This is a genomic window from Citrobacter sp. Cm046, assembly GCF_030333065.1.
Classification (GTDB): Bacteria; Pseudomonadota; Gammaproteobacteria; order Enterobacterales; family Enterobacteriaceae; genus Citrobacter; species Citrobacter murliniae.
Genome location: NZ_JAOWGP010000034.1, coordinates 274966 through 292759, shown reverse-complemented (window position 1 = coordinate 292759; position 17794 = coordinate 274966). Strand labels below are relative to the sequence as shown.

Genomic DNA, 17794 nt, shown 5'->3' with positions numbered 1-17794 from the left:
TCTTGTAGCTGGCTGTCGTTTCATTGATGAACATATCAAAACCGTAACGCGGCTCGTCTTGAGATGCCTGTAAACCCGTTGCCAGAAACTCCTGGGCCTGCAGCCCGTTAACATTAAAGGCACCTTTTCTTTCCACCCGACCACGGTACAAATTACTCTCTATCTCACCAGCTCTCTCCAGCACCGTGTCTTTTTCACGTGTAAAGTTATCGGTGGAAAGAATAATTCTGATATGTTCCAGCGTCTTGCTTTCAAGCCCAACGGAGATATCCTCCCGATCCATCGCCGCCGGGTCGGTGGCAATAAACGCATGGGTGATACAGGAACCAGGCTTCATCGGAATGGCATCATTATCCCTGCCGCTAATCCTCGCCATCAGCGACTGCATCTGGTCGACGTCATTCGCTACATAGTTTCTGGCTGGTCGCCCCCTTCGTTGCTCGTTATATATAGAGCTCGAATCATTAATGGTCTGCTTTTGAAATTTAATAACTACGCCGTTAGTATATAAATACCCTTCCAAAATGCGCATTGCATCTGAAACGCTTTCATTTTCATTCCTTTCAAAAATGATACCTTCCATCCCACTTGATAACTTCCATATTTTTTTCAAAAAAGGCATATTTTCATTTCTTATCGTTTTACTTTCACTCAATTCTTTTTCCCTTCGGGCCATCAGTTGTATAAAACCAGGGTGGTACATTTTCTTTGTCGCAAGGTAGGTTTTATAGGTATCTTCCGGCCGGGAAATTACCGCCGCCCAGATATTATTATCCAGCGATGCTGTTTCACTGTAGGCCACAAAGGAGGATGGCAGATCGAGCATATAGCGTCCGACGCAGTAAGGTTTCATTTCGGCGTTTATCTTATTCATGGCTTCCTGCTGTGATGCTGTCAGTGTTTGCGGTGAGGGATTGTAAGGACGGAAATATTGATACAGCCCATATCCCGCTAAGATTAAGACAGCGAGGATAATGGCTTTTTTCTTTATATTAATCATGGTATGCCAGCCCTGTATTTTTCACCTGTTGTGCAATTTTGATAATTGACCGCAGGGTAAACCAGCGCGCATCCATGGTGTCGTCAGATTTGTACGCCCCCTCGTGGTCAACGCCCACACCGAGCTGGGCCTTTAAGCCAGGAGTACAGATCACTGCAGCTCTGACCGGTACCGTACCGTCGCCATCTTCCGCAGGAGGCGATAACTCATATTTGCGGGTAACGTAACCCAGGTCAGGTGTTTCCAGCGTAGCATAACGGGTGGTTTGGTTAAATTTGTCCGCAGGGTAGAACGTTTCCCCCTGTTCACTGACCAACGAGCGATAGGCCTCTGGTGCATGCTCACCGCTCACATCCTTCCAGTGCAGTTCTGCATATGAAGGGTATTTCTTCCCGTCATTACCGTAAAAGGCATAGGTATGGCCATGGTAATGGCCACTCAGATCTTCGATAAATGTCTGAACATAATTTTCAATAACATCCACATAAGATTGCCAATCTTTTTCCAACTGGACCTTATCCATCTTTTTATTATCCGGATTAATAAAGCGCTCCTCGCATAACCCCCACCAGGCCGATCGCTGGGTGTAGATTTCCTTGTACGGATCTGTCTGAGGCAAAGGCTGCTTAAGGCCCTCAACGTGAAACCAGCCCATACCGTATCCCTTGCCAGGCAGGAGCTGTAGAGGACCCGGCGATTGTGCCAATACAGGGGTCATTTCAGCGCCGCTACTGCCAATCACTAAACCAACCGGCACTGCCTCCCCCGCTTTCATACGCTTATAGGCCATCGGGGCACCGCGGTCCGGCATCACCCCATGCACAATACCCAGAATATTTTTCTGTCCGTAATCCCCTTCCAGCAGTTCCGAATAGTAACGGGCAACCAACCCTCCCATTGAGTGGGTCACTAGGATCACCTTTTCGCATTTGCGCCCGCTGGCTTTGTAATCACCAATAATCTTTTCAATACGCTTGACCAGCGTTTTAGCTGAATTCACATTCGACTGTAGCCAGTTATAGCCCACCGCATGGACCGGAAAGAGGTACTGATAGCTTAGTGCCACTTCTCCCGTAGTCAGGTTACTCTCACCCGTTTCGGCTCCCAATGCTTTATCCAGCAGCCTCTCACGCAAGGTCAGACTACCATTTTTGCTGGTCTTATTTTTTAACATTGTCTGGTTATCGTTCAGCGCTTCCTGGAGCCAGGGGAGGAAAGTGCCATAGCTCATCGCCCCCACTTCCCCCCAGCCTCTTTCCCGGCGAGATTTAAATAACAGGCGTTCTTCCGGACTTTCAGTCTCGATTTTCCCGCTGGGATCGACCACGGTTTTGGTGGGATCCAGTAATTTTTTTCTTTCCTCGGCGCCCCGCACTAACCAGGATTTCATGCTCCATGTTCCATCTACCTTCCAGATAGATTTGCCGTCAGGACTCATCAAATTACTCCCCATCACCCCCGGTAAAAACACAACCGGGATGACTCTGTCCGGCATCTTATAAAGTTTGAGCCATTGCTCCTTGTCTTTCGGCGTGGCAATGACCTTATAGAGGGGATGACCAAACTTGTCGTACCCCAGCAGGACACTATTGCTTTCAGTGGCTTCAATCATCAGTTAGTCCTCATCCTTCAGGTTTATCTGCACTGATGCAGGGTCCACCAGGTTTTGCTTTTCCCCACGGCCGGATGCAGAGGTCATTAACTCCTGTACAGTACCATCGCTGTGCGTCAGGCTGATTTTCTGACCCGCAACAGGTTTATCAGAATAGGGCCACCGTACTTCAGGCCCCATTTCAAATTCGCTGCTCTCCCAGCTCTGTGCCACCACGCTCAGGCTCTGACCACCAAACTTCTGCCACACCGCCGCCCGCTGGATAATTTTGTCCGGCGCCGCGCACTCCACAACGCCATCAGCAATGCGGATATAGCCGCCCCCGCTGGTGAGAATGATTTCCTGCTTCGCGCTGATGACCAGCTTCCCCTCGCTGCTGCTGATGCGGATATCCTTCAGCGCATCCAGCGTCATCGCATCACCCTGCGCCTGTATCTCCACCTTACCCTTGCTGGCAAAAATTTTGATACCCAGTTTCTGGGCAAACAGGCTTATTCTCTCCCCGGCCGCCACGGTGAATCTTTTCAGTGCACTGAAATCCGTGTGCTTACCGCTGGTACTAATGACATTCTCACCCGCTGACAGTTGCACACTTTTGGGCGTGCTCTGGGCGATCCCCTCCGGGGCGGAGAGTAACAACGCGGACTGTTGCAAATCGGTCAGCGTTTGCTGCAGTAGCGCCTTCTGAGTCTGAATATCGGCCAGCTCCGCTTTGGCTGTTTCAACTGCACTACTCAGAGCTTCGGCCTGGTTCAGTGCCTGCTGCAGCTGGCTCAGGGCATCCCCCATCTCCAGCACCTGACCCTGTGCCTTTGCCTGCCCGTCAGCGCTGATAAATATCCCTTTCTGCGCCCGTATCGCACCCCAGCTGTCGGTTCTGAGCTCAAAGCCCTCACCGCGCTGTTGTTTTTCGGCATCGACTAAATGACCAAGATTCAGCTGGCTCTTGCCGCCGTACTCCGTGCTGACTTTGATATGCTCTTTGCCGCGCTCATCATCGAGGCGGATTTTGTTGTTCGCCGGCGTGCGCAGGACGTTACGTTTGTAGTTGCGGATGGTGACGTGGTCGCCGTGAGCCGAGTCGTGCAGCACGCCGGAAATGTACGGCCTGTCCGGGTTGCCGTCCTCAAAACCAATCGCCACTTCGGTGCCCGCCAGCAGCGGCAGGTGCAGACCGTAGGTGTCCCCGGCATACGGGCGGGACTGACGCACCCACAGGCTCTCAAACCCGGTCTCCCAGTTGTCGCGGTCAAACAGCATGTTGACGCGGTAGCGACCGTCTTTATCAATATGCCCGTAGGTGTCATTTTCGGTGGTACTGGTGACGCGGGCCGGTAAGGTCCCGGCCATCACCGGGCGTGAGCCAGGTTCAGGACGGAAACCAAAATCCGAGCTGTCCGGGATACCGTCAAACCTGACGCCAAAGTCCTCGTCACGCCGCGCATGGCTGTGCATCGCCGTCACCACCACACCCTGACTGAACACCTCTGCCACCTCAAAACCGCCGGTGACTTTCAGTACCTGCCCCGGGGAAAGCGTCGGACAACTGGTGACAGCCCGGGTCTGCGTCTGGGCATTCAGGTAACGCTCATGACGAATGCGGGCATAAAACGCCCCGGTCTCCGGGGACGGATTGCGGTCGTATGTGCTGCCCGGCGTCAGGTAGTTGTCAGCATAGTGATACGCATCACCGTAGGTGGTGGTGTCCCCGCGGGTCGCATCGACCTGCGTGTTCATGTCTTCTGTGGCCTGGCGGTAGTTGTAGTCGCGGGTACTGACCTGTTTTTGCACCACGTGGTGATGGCTCTCCATTCCCCACACCGAGTCCACGCCTTCTGAATGCTGGCCTGACGGCGGGACCGATGGCAGCGTCAGGCCTTTCTCGTACCCCTGCTGGCTGTCGTAAAACTCCACCACGTCGATGTTCAGGCGCGTGTCGGTGGTAAAGCGGAACCAGATGCCGACCTCACCCAGCAGACGGGTGATAAAGTGCAGGTCGTCCTCACCGTACTGCATGACCTGTTCCCGGCGCGGGTACTCTCTGGTCAGTGTGAACAGGAAATCCTGGCCGCGCATGTTGTGGCGCTCACGCAGAATTTTTTCCACAATTTGCGGGACCGACATATCCTGGTAAATGGCGTTCTGGCGAGAACGTTCGAGCAGCGCCAGGCGCGGCTGAAGCGTCAGGGCGTAATGGGTTTCATCTTTAGAGGTGCTGAGACGTTCAAAGCCGCTCACCACCCCCTGAATGACGCGCACCGGCTGCTGTATTTTAATACCGTAGCCCTGGTCAGCCGGCGCCTGCAGCGTCAGTGAACCGGCCTTCATCAGCATCATCTCTTTGCTGATGGCATGGTCTGCACTGGTGAATTCAATACGGTAGCGGAACGGCGTGCTCAGGGCTTCATCGCCTTCAAACGCCAGAACATCGGGCTCTGACTCACAGCCTTTTACTGACAGCAGATGGTGGTTATGGCTGAATCTTATCGGGAGATTACTGCTCATGCGCTCACTCCTTGTGTGCGGTCAAACTCCAGCCCAATCCCCTCTTCTTCACTCCAGGTAAGGCGTAATGACTGCGGTTTTTGTTTTGCGGCCATGTGGGTCAGCAACTGCTGGCTCAGCACCGGTAAAATCTGCTGGTTAAGCAGGCTGTCGACATTACGAGCCCCAGTATCCGGCAACAGGCAAGCAGCGGTCAACGCATCGTACAAATTCTCGTCGATATGCGTGTTCAAGCCATAGTGGCGCTTCAGACGCTGACTGACCTGGCCGAGTTTCATCTCGACAATGGTGCGCATCGCAATCTCACTCAGCGGTCGGTAAATCACTGTCTGGAAACGCGCCAACAAGGCAGGCTGGAAGTGGTCGCGCAGAACAGGACGCAGCAGTTCCTGTACATCGCTTTCAGTCGCACCCGGTTGCTCATCCAGCAACTGCATCAGAGGGTCACTGCCGAGGTTCGACGTCATCAGAATAACCGTGTTACGGAAGTCGATTTCACGCCCTTCGCCGTCGCGCATAAAACCGCGGTCGAAGACCTGATAGAACAGGTTCATGACGTCGCGGTGGGCTTTTTCCACCTCATCGAGCAACACCACGCTGTACGGGCGCTTACGCACCGCTTCGGTCAGAATACCGCCCTGCCCGTAGCCGACGTAACCCGGAGGCGAACCCTTCAACTGGGAAACTGTGTGCGGCTCCTGGTATTCCGACAGGTTGATAGTAATAAGGGATTTTTCGCCGCCGTACAGCACATCTGCGAGCGCCAGTGCGGTCTCAGTTTTGCCGACGCCGCTCGGGCCGACCAGCAGGAATACACCCTGCGGGCCGTTCTCAGACGTCAGGCCGGTTTTGGCCGCACGCAGACGCTGAGCGATGGCAGTGAGGGAAAGATCCTGTCCTACGACGCGGCTGCCGATTTCATTTTCGAGCGTCAGCAGTTCAGCCTGTTCGTCTTTCATCAGGGAAGACAATGGCACGCCCGTCCAGTCCGCAATCACGTTGGCGACCGTGCGGGTGTCGACATCCACCTGCACCAGCACATCCCCCTGCTGTTCCTGCTCCAGTTGCTGTTGAAGCGCAAGCATTTCAGCCTGATTGCTGATGTCCTGACGACTGACTAATAACTGTTGCGCCAGCGTTTGTTCTTTGCTGAAGCGGCTTTCCTGCTCCTGAAGTCGGTTTTCCAGTTCCGTACGCTGCTGCTCTATAACACTCAGACGATCGCCATGCCGGTTGCAACCGGCCGCAATATCCTCCAGCAGCGCCTGCTCTTCAAATTCCAGCGCCGTCAGACGGGCTTTCAGGCGCACAATGGCTTCAGGGACTGTATCAAGGCTCATGCGCACGCGAGCGGCTGCTGTGTCCAGCAGGTCAACCGCTTTGTCCGGCAACTGACGTCCCGTCAGATAGCGACGCGACAGCGTGACGGCGGCTCGGACCGCGTCGTCGGTAATGTGTACGTTATGGTGTTCTGCATAGCGGGATTTCAGGCCACGCAGCATCAGACACGCAGTGTCGTCGTCCGGCTCATCGACTTTCACCATCTGGAAGCGGCGCTCCAGTGCCGCATCACGCTCAAAGTACTGCTTATATTCGCTCCAGGTGGTGGCGGCAATAGTACGCAACTCACCACGCGCCAGAGCCGGTTTCAGCAGGTTGGCTGCATCAGCGCCACCGGCCTGATTACCGGCCCCGATGATGGTGTGCGCTTCGTCAATAAACAGCAGAATAGGCACCGGTGACTGCTGTACGGCATCGATGACGTTTTTAAGACGCTGTTCAAATTCCCCCTTCACGCCCGCCCCCGCCTGCAACAGACCAAGGTCGAGGGTCCGCAGGATAACCGGTTTGAGCGATGTCGGCACATTCCCTTCGGCAATGCGCAGCGCCAGGCCTTCCACCAGCGCGGTTTTACCGACACCCGGGTCACCGACCAGGATCGGGTTGTTCTTACGACGACGCGAGAGAATATCCACCATCTGGCGAATTTCCGTATCACGGCCAAACACCGGATCGATTTTGCCTTCCTTCGCTTTGGCGGTGACATCGAGGGTGAATTTGTCCAGCGCGTTCTGCAAGGCCGGATTGAGTTCGCCTTCTTTCAGATCTGCCCCAACCGGGCGACCAGCAAATTCCACCTCGCCGCCGTGACTCTGCGCCAGTTCGGCTTCAAGCTGCACGTCCGGACGTTCGTCTGATTGTGCATCCAGCAGCGGACGCAGACGTTCCATCTGGCTTTGCCCCAGCGTCAGCAGCGGCCACAGGCCATCACAACGAACCAGTTTGGGTTTATCAACCAGCGCCATCAACAAATGGATGCTGCGGATGTGTTCTTCCCCGGCCAGTGATGCCAGCAGCCAGGCTTCCTGCAGCAGTGTCTGGATACTTGCCGAGAGTTGCGGGCGGCTACGTACCGAACGGGGCTGTTTCTCCAGCCAGCCGAGCAAATCCTGCCATAGCGCATCCATATCCCATTCGTAACGGCGCGCCAGTACGGTGAGGTCGCCTTCGCCCTGCTCCAGCAGCTTCAGCAGCCAGTGCTCCGGCAGAATTTCTGCATGGGCGCGGATCTGACAGAGCGAAGCCGCCCCTTCCATCGCACGGGCACAGTAAGGGTTCAGACGTCGCAGCAGGATGGCTGGATTTTCCATGACTCTCTCTCTTTGTCGGTTCCTGGACACGCTACCGCCCCTCGCTGTTTCCCGTTAAGGGGACCAAAGCGCATACGGTCGGCTGGCAGATTGTGGGTTCTTTGCTGAAAGCCCGCTCGTTGCAGACATTCAGCAAAGAAGAAAAAGCGGGCAGAATGGGCTGCCCGTCAGGCTGTTACTCTAAATAGTTCGTGCCGTAGCAAGGCGGCAAGCGAGTGCAGCCCCGGGAGCTTACATAAGTAAGTGACCGGGGTGCATGAACGCCGCCAACGCCGCTACAGCGCGAAATATGACGAGTAACTTACGCGGTGGCGCGCTCATTCCATGAATCGGAATGAATGATGTTGCCGTCTTTGTAGGTCCAGGTGATTTTCTCGTAACGCAACTCAATGGCTTCGAGGTGGTTGTGCTTCTCGTAAGAAGGATCCTTGATGTCGTGCATCACCGGATTCACTTTCACCACTTTCACGTTTTCAAGTTTGGTGTTGAAGTACTCCACTTCCTGGCCCGCGTCGTTGATCTTGTACCACTTAAATTCCGCAGATTTCAGGGTCTGGCCAGTAGTCACCGCTTTGTACAGGTACGGGCTGGAGGAGTCGATTTCCTTGGTAAACAAGAACGGCGTGTGAATACGGGTGCCAGTCAGCTTGCCGGTATTGTTGTCGGTCGGGATATACAGGTTATGCTCCTGTGCCACCACTTCGATGCTGCCTTCACGATCCTGAACGTCCACAGACCCTTTGATGTCCGCGCCGCCGTCGTCCTTCAGCCAAAGATAAACAGGAATTGCCATGGAATTACTCTCCATTTAATTGTGATGCGCCATCATCCTGCGATGGCGCCGGGTGTTTGCCTGGTATCCGGCAGGCATTGGCCTGCGGGACCAGACTGATTTCGACACGGCGGTTGAGCGTGCGCCCTTCCGGCGTGTCATTAGTTGCGACAGGACGGCTTGCGCCATAACCCTGGACCGCAAAACAGCTTTCCGGCACGTCACCGGTGTCACGCATCCAGTCGCGTACCGCTTCGGCACGTTTCTGTGAAAGCGTCTGGTTCAGTTGTGGGTTGCCGGTATTGTCAGTGTGTCCGGCGACGACGATCAGCCAGCCCGGTTTGGCTTTGATGCCCACCAGGGAGTTAATCAGCATTTTGGTGGAGCCTGCCTTCAGTACGAACTTGCCGGAGTCGAACAGCGACATACTGTCGAGGCGCACAATTTTCGGTGCAGGTTTTGGCTTCGGCTGAGGTTTGGGCGGCGGCGGCGGAACGTAAGAGCGGATAGCATCCAGCACCGTAAGGCGCAGGCGTTCACCCTGATACAACCCCAGCCCCATCCGGGCCGGTACACCATTACGAGTCCAGTCATCCAGTTGTGCGGCATCCTCACGCAGAACCGCGACGGCGTCGGCTTTCAGACCGTAATCATCCATCGGGATACGGTAATAACGAGCAATATCGAAGCTCACGCGGTGCAGCAATTGACGATTGTTCCAGCCGCTGCTGAGCAGCGCCGCAATAGCGGCCAGGGTAAAGATCCCGAGCGCACAGCGCCAGGTTCGCCCCCGCGGGGTTAAGCCCCGTCCTTCTGGCAACAAAGGCAGAACGAAATCCGGAAACGGCGCTATCACCGTACTGTCAGTTCCTACCGGTTGCCAGCCAGCCACATGCTGCATAGCGGTGTGACGGGACAACCACGCGGTCCACGACGAAGACGCCAGGCTACCAGCAAGAATAGGTCCCATCCCCCACAGCACCGCCGTGGGCGCAATGGCCGGAACATCAGGATTCTCATCCATAAAAACCGCTTTGACATGCTGATGAAACCAGCTCATCAGGCTGTTCATCAGCACTTGCTGTTGCATCGCAGGTGCTCCGCCAGTGGTGACCCACGCGGCAATCGAACAGGGCGCGGTAGATTCACGCCAGACCCTCACGCCTTCGCCAGGGATTGCCGCTTGCCAGAGCATGTCACTTGTCATCGCACTGCCGACCTGACCATTCAGAACCAGTGGCACAGAATGCCCGGTCTCCTTACGCAACTGGCTTATTTGCCAACGCAGAGCCAGCAGACGACTGGTCAACGCTTCGCTGTCAGCGTGTTTCTGCGGACAGACACTGACCATCACCGACAACTGTCGGCCCCAGTCCGGTCGCAGCCAAAGCACCTGGCGGGCAACCTGCTCCAGATCCTGAAAATCCTCTACACGGATCCAGCAGCCCTGCGTGACAGTCAGCACCTGTGAAAGATGCGGCCAGGTCAGCGGCAGATCGCCACAGACCAGTACGACAGGCTGGTGGTATGTGGCTTCCGGGAGGTCATCCAGGCGCAGCGTAATATCGTGTTCAGCACGACGGCTCGCGACGTACCAGAGTGCGGCAATAAGCCCCAGAGCAGCCAGCAAAACGAGAACAGAAACCAGCCGGGAAACGGGCAGAAAGCTCAGGCTGACCACCGTACTTAGCAGAGCGGCCCACAACGCAAGTCCACGCTGTTGTGCAGGACTCATTTCACGGCTCCCGGCAACAGCGTCAGAAGCATCTGATCGAGCCAGTGACTCAGCCCCCACCACAAGGCCGCGACCACAATCACACTCAGGCCAATACGCACAGGCCACGACGACAGCCAGTCGCCTATCCCTGACCCGGAACGACTTTCCGCCAGAACAGGATGGTTTTGTGGATAGCTGAAGGGCCTGACATGCTCATTGAGTGCGCTGACGAGTTTCTGGCGCTCAGGATCATTTAATGAGCGGAAACTGCCGAGGAATCCCAGCATCATTATTCGCTGGAAGCAGGTCACAACGACATGCTCGGGTGCCGTTTCGCGCAGCACATCGCGCATCCGGTCACATAAAGTGTCACCGGCATCCATCGTGCCCAGAAAATGTCCCTGCAGGGGAATGTCATACCACTGCACACAGGCGTCGTCGTCTACACCGCGACCTTTGACTGCTTCATCAAGCAGCGCACACTGCGCGGTGAGAATATGCTGGCAACTGATCTCATCGAGTTCGCTCGCTTTTAGCTCACTCTGCACTCGCTCGACATCGGCGATACAACGCTCCCACAGCTTACGCCCTTCCCCATCCTGGAATTTTGGGCCGTGACGCAGGCTGATCACCTGCAGCCAGGTGTCCTGTAACAGGGCATCAATATCAATGGACGCGGCGGTGCCGCGTTTACGCTCACTCATGTTCTCAGTACCGCAAAGAGTTCAAGTTCAGGCTCGCCGAGCATCCCCGGAACGTAAAACATACAGGTGCCGCTCTGGAGCATTTCTGTGGCCAGAGGATGAGAGACATCAAGGCTGAAATACTGGTTTTCCAAGCGCAACGGAATGGCAGCCGGGACATGTCGCAACGGCATCAGTGGAACCCCCACCCGGGAAGAGTTAACAATGCTCCGGACATGATCCGGGCTGCCCACTTTGCACTGGCGTGGGAACTGCTCCTGCAATTGCGCCACCGGCATCGGTGAGCGCACGGAGAGGTAGTAATCAGCCCCTTCGCGCAGACGTGGATCATGCAGACGGGCCTGCCAGAAGTGGAGACGTGCGTCATAGTCCAGCTCAAGCGAGACCACCCGCGATGGCAGACTGGCTTCAAGCAGATCGCCCAGTAAGTCAAACAGCGGCGGGAAAACGGTATTCAGTTGTTCATGCTGCCAGACTGGAATGGCACTCACCTGATGTTCCAGCGAGAACGTCAGCAAGCTACCCGCCAGACGAGTGAGTTCCGGATACAGACGTTCAGGCGGACTTTGCGGATTGCGCTGAAACTGTCCCAGCACAGGCTCTGCACTGTTCAGGGCATTGAGCAGCCAGAACAGGGACACATCGGCCACCGCAAAATCAGCCATCCGCTCGTTACTTTCACGACGCATGGCCATCAGGCGGCTCAGACGAGCACGCAGTTGCATCATCAGTTGTTCCAGTTGTGTCACCAGCCAGCGGCTGCCCTGAATGGTCAGCAGCGGAGGAAGAAACGTCTCATCAAGTTCCCAGGTCCCCTGAGAGTCCTGCTGCAGACGAGCGACCGGACAGGTCAGGTAATCGCTGTTGTTCTGATGAGCAAACCTCAGCGTCAGTTCCGGTTGCATTACGGCGATCTGTCGTGTGTCTTCCCCAAAAGTGTTGCGGATATCCCGCCAGCGCTGGCGAAAACGTACCGGGCGCTCAGCCACTTCATCGGGTTTCAAGCAATTGCCGCCGTTCGCCCGCAGCAGCGGGAGTGCCAACTCCACCACCACGTCATGCGATTCGCTCTCAAGCGACAGCGCCGGAGGCAGGGCGTCAGCATTGTCTGTATCGATAAGCGTTCCGTCCGGGAAACGGATGTGCAGATGACGTGCCTGCAGGCGACCCAGCTTCAGCGCATCCGGTTCAAAAGTGGCATTAATCATTCCCCAGGGATGAGCCAGGCCCAGGCGGGCGATGCATTCCACTGACCAGGCCGCATACGCGGCCTGTTGCTGGAAGTGTTGGGGAGAGACCATCTGGCCCCTGCCCCATAACGGTTGTTCCGTTTTCATCGGCTTCCTGCCTTAGGTTACGATTTCGCCTTCGGCATCTGGGAAACCAGTGACAGGTTGACGTCCATACCTTCCACCTGGAAGTGTGGGATGGCGTACAGTTTCACGCGGAAGAAGCCCGGGTTATCTTCGATATCCTCAACCACAACTTTGGCATCACGCAGTGGATGTGACGCCTGTAGTTCGTCACCCGGATCGGTCATCTCAGTGACCAGGCTACGTACCCAGGTGTTGAGTTCCAGCTCCAGCAGACGACGGTCCTTGGTGGTACCGATATTTTCTCGCTGGATCAACTTCAGGTAGTGGGCAATACGTGACAACAGGAAGATATAGGGCAGGCGCGCATTGATGCGGCTGTTTGCCGTCGCATCTGCGGTATCGTACAGCGCCGGTTTCTGAGTCGAGTTTGCGCTGAAGAAACACGCATAATCGCGGTTCTTGTAGTAGCTGAGAGGAATGAATCCCAGGTTGGCGAATTCAAATTCGCGGGTTTCCGGAATCATCACCTCACTCGGGATTTTCACCTGATTACCGGTACCGAGATCGTACAGATGGATTGGCAGATCCTGAACCGCACCACCGGCCTGCGGGCCACGGATCTGTACGCACCATCCGTTGTTGATGAAACTGCGCACCATATTGGCGGCAAAAGCAAAGGAGGCGTTGGTCCACAGGTATTTGTTGTGATCCGGGCCTTTGACTTCTTCCACGTAGTTGAAGCTACGTACCGGTACAGTATCCGGGCCATAAGGCAGACGTCCCAGTACACGCGGCATCACCAGTCCGATGTAACGTGAGTCATCAGTATCGCGGAAAGATTTCCATTTGATGTACTCAGCGCGGTCAAAGTAGTTGCCGATATCTTTAATCGCCGCGACTTCCTCCATCGAGTCTTTAAGGAAGAATTTCGGGCCAGCGGAGCCGATAAACGGCATATGCGCAGCAGCGGACACTTTTGAAATATTACGCAGTAATGCGATGTCCTGCGCGGATGCATCAAACTCATAGGCAGAAATCAGCGCTGCAATCGGTTCTCCGCCGGGAGTGTCATACTCATCGATGTAGGTATGTTTATACAGTCCACTCTGAATAATTTCCGGGCTGTCTTCAAAGTCCTGCCGCAGATCCTCTTTGGACATATCCAGCAACTCAATTTTCACGTTCCTGCGAAAATCGGTTTTATCCACCAGCGACTTTAATCCCCGCCAGGTACTTTCCGTTCGCTGAAACTCTTCATGGTGCATCACCGCATCCAGCTGGCGGCTAATCTGGTAATCCAGTTCTGCAATATGGTGGTCGATCAGATTCTTGTCTAATTTCTCGACTTTTGAACCTGATTTTGTCAGACACTCCAGAAATACCTGCATCCCGGCAGTCAGACGTTCATCAGCAGTGGCATCGGACATCGCCTGCGAATCTTGCCAGATATCCAACGCGCTCAATTCTGAGACCGGATTCAGATTTATTTTTTCAAACAGAGACGCATAAACCCCACCGGCTAAAGGGCGTTCCAGTACAACGCTTTCGCCACCAGCAGTCTTTTCATTTTGTACAGACATGAGCATTCCTTGGTTAATCCGTTATTTCTTTGTGATGGTTACGGCTGTTTTGGTGCCAGGGATGAGAGTTCGCTGCGCAGTTCTGCGCTTAATGCGGGGTCCAGCAGAATTTTTTCCAGCTCCTTTCGGAAGGTCTGGTTATCCAGCAGATTGGCTTTTAAATCACGAAGCAAATTACGCATAGAAAGCATTGCCTTCAGCTGTGGAATTTGTCTGGCAACCTGTTCCGGGGTGAAATCTTTCATACTCTGGAACGTCAGTTTAATATTGTCCTCGCTACCGTCATCGGCAAGCGTATTTTTAACGGTAAGATTCACTTTTGGGGAATATTCGGAAAGAATAGCGTCGAAATTATTTTTAGTAACATTCACTTTTTCGCGCTCGGATAACGGCGCAGACTCCTGACCATTACTGAAATCACCCGTAACCAGTAATTTCAACGGCAACTCAGTTTTCTTGCTCGCCCCACCGGTATGCAGATCAAGTTTTAAATTGATACGTGCCTTAGGCACCTCACTCTGAAAGCTGTCAGCCATAAGTTCATCCCTCTTTATATTGCTGTGTAGTATTTGTAGTACATGTCATTTTCATACGCATAATAGAGCAATATATGATCTTTGATCAAATTTACAGATCGAAGATCTATTTCCTAGTAAAAAATAAGAATTTTCTGCTAATTGTTAATAGATAATTACACTGCAAATCAGGATATTCTGCCTGCGGATTGCTTCAGCGCTGGTAACATATTCCGAGGGAGTGAAAAACAATGGAATTTTTACAATGAAGAGAATCAATAATGATGGAAATCAATGAAAATAAAACAATACGTATTTTTTATGAAAAAGATTTTCCACTAAACAACAGAAAGTGTAAGGGCAAACGTTAATAAACAATAAATGACGTGGCGTAAAACTCAGGCCATAAAAGCAATCAATACCACAACCGCCAACAATCAAAATTCGTAATGTTCTACCCGTCACTAACTCATAAAATGAAGCCACAATAGCAATCAGAAAATGCATCCGAGGTGCTGTAACTTCTGTTATTAAAACGGGTATCTATCGCCTAAGGGCGACGAAGTTCAACGGCTGAGGCTATTAAAGGGTGAAAATCAGTGGGTAATAAAAACGGGGCTTTATCGGCAAGGGAGATTATCTTCCCCCTTGCCGGTATATACAGACTCAATATCGAGAGTCCCCGCCAGGCCTTACGTTAAAGACTTCAACGGGTATGCAGAAGAATAAAAGCATTATCATTCTGGATTAACGGATGGGATGCCCTTTCTTTGAAGGCATGTATGCAATACGCTTCAACCCCTCTAGCGCTTTTTCGAGATATGCGCGTGGACACCCCAGGTTCAGGCGGATAAAACCGTTGCCGGCCGACCCAAAGCCATTGCCCATAGACGGTGCAATGCCTGCAACATCAACCATTACCCATTTGAGCTGTTCATCATCCAGTCCCAGTTCTTTGCAATCTATCCACAGCAGATAAGTACCCTGGGCGGGGACAATACGTGCCCATGGGAGATATTCATTAACCTGTGTAACAAACCATCGGCGATTTTCTGCCAGATAACCCAGTAACTCGTCCAGCCAGCGAGCACCATGTTGCCAGGCTGCAGTACTCGCCTCGATAGAAAGCGCATTGAAAACATCCAGTCCATGAGCATCCAGACGGCGTAAAAATTGTTCGCGTAATCCCTGGGCCGGGATGAGAAAGTTTGCTATGCGTAAAGTTGATAAACCAAACGTCTTACTGGCGGAAGTTGCAGATATCACTCGCGAATGCCAGCGTTCTCCCAGATGTAAAACCGAGGTGAATCGTTCCCCAGGAAGTAACAGATCGGCCCATATTTCATCCGAGAGTAACGTGACATTATAGGTCTCACACAACTGGAGTAGTTGCTCCAGTTCCTGGGCAGACCAACAACGCCCGGTAGGGTTATGAGGATTACACAAAATCATCAATGGAGGGCGTTCAGTACGGAATAACATTTCCAGGTGAATGAGATCCATTTTGTAACCCGTTTCCGCATCCTCATGTAACGGATTCTCCAGTAACCGCCTGCCATTTAGAGATATTATTTTGGAAAATGAACCATAATAAGGCCCCTGAACCACCACCCCTTCCCCAGGATGACTCAGCATTTGCACCAGTAAAGATAACCCAGGAACCACGCCTTCAATACTGCAGATCCATTCTTGCTGCAGCTTCAGTTGGTGCCGTGTCGAGAACCATGAAATGAGGGAATCATAGTACGTTTGCGGGCGTTCACTGTAACCGAAAATACCGTGTTCAATTCTTTGGGATAAAGCATGCTGAACTGCTTCCGGGCAGGTAAAGTCAAAATCAGAAACCCACATCGGCAACAGTTCATTTGTATCCTCGCCAAAATAGCGCGCAATAAAATCCCATTTCAGCGAGCCTGTATTGTGGCGATCGATAATCTTATTAAAATCCATTATTGTCCCTTCCTATTCTGCAGCCACAGTCGTCTTCTCTTTTCCAGGCATGGGGGATAGCCTGGCAATACCGATTCCAGTGAAGCCATAAATCAAAGCAAAAAAGATGGCTGAATAGCACTGCACAGCCCAGGGCAGCAAATCCAGCGTACTGACACCTAATGTAGTGGCCATATATACCCCTGCAGATGTCCATGGCAACAGAGGCTCAATGACGGTTCCTGCGTCTTCAATTGTCCTTGAAAGGTTTTTGGTATCCAGCCCCATGCGCCGGTAGGCATCTTTGAACAGTTCAGCGGGAACCAGAAGCGCCAGTTTGCCGTCGCTGGTTGCCCCTGTAACCAGAATAGTGGTTGCTATGGTCGCGGCGATCAGTTGACCAACACTATGAATAATCGTCAGTAATCGGTTGATAATGATGTTGAGCGCCCCCGTCAGTGTTAAGGCGCCGGCAAAAGAAAAGGCACAAAAGACAAGAAGGATAGTGCTCATCATTGAGAACATGCCACCACGATTCAGTAGGCGTGGGACATCAGCAATGATCCCTTCAGCTCCGGTCGGGAACATCTCGATTTTGAATCCATCAATAAAGGCATCCAGTCCTTGCTTGATGCTCAGTCCCTGCATCATCACACCCAGAATCAGAGCCAGCACGCATGCGCTCAGCATCAAAGGAATAACAGGTTTCTTGCGAATCGCCCCGTATAAAACAATGACAGGTGGCAAAATCAGAACGATATTAAAGTGATATAAAGTCTCAAGGGAGTTCACGATATCGGTGACGCGCTGTGGCGTAGCGACCTCACCGAGCATACTGCTATGGCCGGCAATCAGATAAACCACAGCGGCAAGCAGGAAACAAGGGATAGTTGTCCACAACAGATGCTGAATATGTTCGAACAGAGTCGTATCAGCGACAATCGCAGCAAAGTTGGTGGAATCAGACAGAGGCGATATTTTATCGCCAAAGTAAGCACCAGAAACAACAGCTCCTGCCGCTGCGGCAAGAGACACATCCAGTCCCGCAGCTACGCCCATGAGCGCAACCCCCACCGTTCCTGCTGAACCCCATGATGTTCCGGTACATACGGACACCACACTGGTCAAAAAGAATGCGGCGATCAGAATGTATTCAGGGCTTATTAATTTAAGTCCCCAGTACACCATATAGGGTATGGTTCCACTGAACATCCATGTTCCGATTAGCCCGCCAACGCAGATCAAAATCATGATGACCGGCATCGCTTTAGCGAGTTTATCAACCACCGAACTGATGATGTCTTCCCAGGTATAGCCCTGCCACCATGCAATACCTGCGGCTACAGCAGCAGAACAGAGCAGCAGGGGTTCAATGCGTAATCCCATGATGCCGTAACCAATGATCAGCAATAGCAGCATGGCTGCAATGGGTATCAGCGCTAAACCAAATGAGAGTGTTTTTTTCTGATTTTGAGAGGCATTCATAAATGGAT

12 protein-coding genes are annotated in these 17794 nt (G+C 53.1%); all 12 read right to left on the bottom strand.

The genetic code is table 11. The features are described from left to right. The coding region (locus OGX98_RS06155; protein ID WP_286594976.1) for a Tli4 family immunity protein at nucleotides 1-1000 on the bottom strand (1000 nt) is incomplete at its 3' end. Then, entirely contained in the window at nucleotides 993-2612 is a 1620-nt protein-coding gene (locus tag OGX98_RS06150; RefSeq protein WP_286594975.1) for a lipase family alpha/beta hydrolase, read from the bottom strand. The genes OGX98_RS06150 and OGX98_RS06155, both read right to left, overlap by 8 nt. 3 nt (nucleotides 2613-2615) lie before the next feature. Beyond that, nucleotides 2616-5117 carry a DUF2345 domain-containing protein gene (locus OGX98_RS06145; RefSeq protein WP_286594974.1) on the bottom strand — a complete coding sequence of 834 codons (2502 nt, stop codon included), beginning with the start codon at nucleotides 5115-5117 and terminating at the stop codon, nucleotides 2616-2618. Then, nucleotides 5114-7768, bottom strand: coding sequence for a type VI secretion system ATPase TssH (tssH, locus tag OGX98_RS06140; protein ID WP_045441441.1), 2655 nt, complete (start codon nucleotides 7766-7768; stop codon nucleotides 5114-5116). The genes OGX98_RS06145 and tssH overlap by 4 nt, the downstream gene beginning before the upstream one ends. Nucleotides 7769-8069: 301 nt before the next feature. Beyond that, nucleotides 8070-8561, bottom strand: a complete 492-nt coding sequence (gene hcp / locus OGX98_RS06135) for a type VI secretion system effector Hcp (RefSeq protein ID WP_045441440.1) — start codon at nucleotides 8559-8561, stop codon at nucleotides 8070-8072. A 4-nt stretch (nucleotides 8562-8565) separates the two neighbouring features. Continuing rightward, nucleotides 8566-10275: an OmpA family protein gene (locus OGX98_RS06130; RefSeq protein ID WP_284096485.1), complete on the bottom strand. Its 1710-nt coding sequence runs from the start codon at nucleotides 10273-10275 to the stop codon at nucleotides 8566-8568. Then, a complete protein-coding gene (gene tssL, locus OGX98_RS06125; protein ID WP_045441437.1) occupies nucleotides 10272-10961 on the bottom strand; it encodes a type VI secretion system protein TssL, short form in 690 nt (229 codons plus the stop codon). The genes OGX98_RS06130 and tssL overlap by 4 nt, the downstream gene beginning before the upstream one ends. Then, on the bottom strand, nucleotides 10958-12298 hold the full coding sequence (gene tssK / locus OGX98_RS06120) for a type VI secretion system baseplate subunit TssK (protein ID WP_286594973.1): 1341 nt from the start codon (nucleotides 12296-12298) through the stop codon (nucleotides 10958-10960). Before tssK ends, tssL begins: the two co-directional genes overlap by 4 nt. Nucleotides 12299-12315: 17 nt before the next feature. After that, complete coding sequence (gene tssC / locus OGX98_RS06115; RefSeq protein ID WP_045441434.1) at nucleotides 12316-13863, bottom strand: type VI secretion system contractile sheath large subunit; 1548 nt, start codon at nucleotides 13861-13863, stop codon at nucleotides 12316-12318. A gap of 32 nt (nucleotides 13864-13895) precedes the next feature. After that, complete coding sequence (tssB, locus tag OGX98_RS06110; protein WP_045441433.1) at nucleotides 13896-14393, bottom strand: type VI secretion system contractile sheath small subunit; 498 nt, start codon at nucleotides 14391-14393, stop codon at nucleotides 13896-13898. 726 nt (nucleotides 14394-15119) lie between these two features. Further along, nucleotides 15120-16322 carry a MalY/PatB family protein gene (locus OGX98_RS06105; protein ID WP_045441431.1) on the bottom strand — a complete coding sequence of 401 codons (1203 nt, stop codon included), beginning with the start codon at nucleotides 16320-16322 and terminating at the stop codon, nucleotides 15120-15122. A 12-nt stretch (nucleotides 16323-16334) separates the two neighbouring features. Next, nucleotides 16335-17786, bottom strand: coding sequence for a Na+/H+ antiporter NhaC (gene nhaC / locus OGX98_RS06100; protein WP_045441430.1), 1452 nt, complete (start codon nucleotides 17784-17786; stop codon nucleotides 16335-16337). Nucleotides 17787-17794 lie beyond the last annotated feature (8 nt).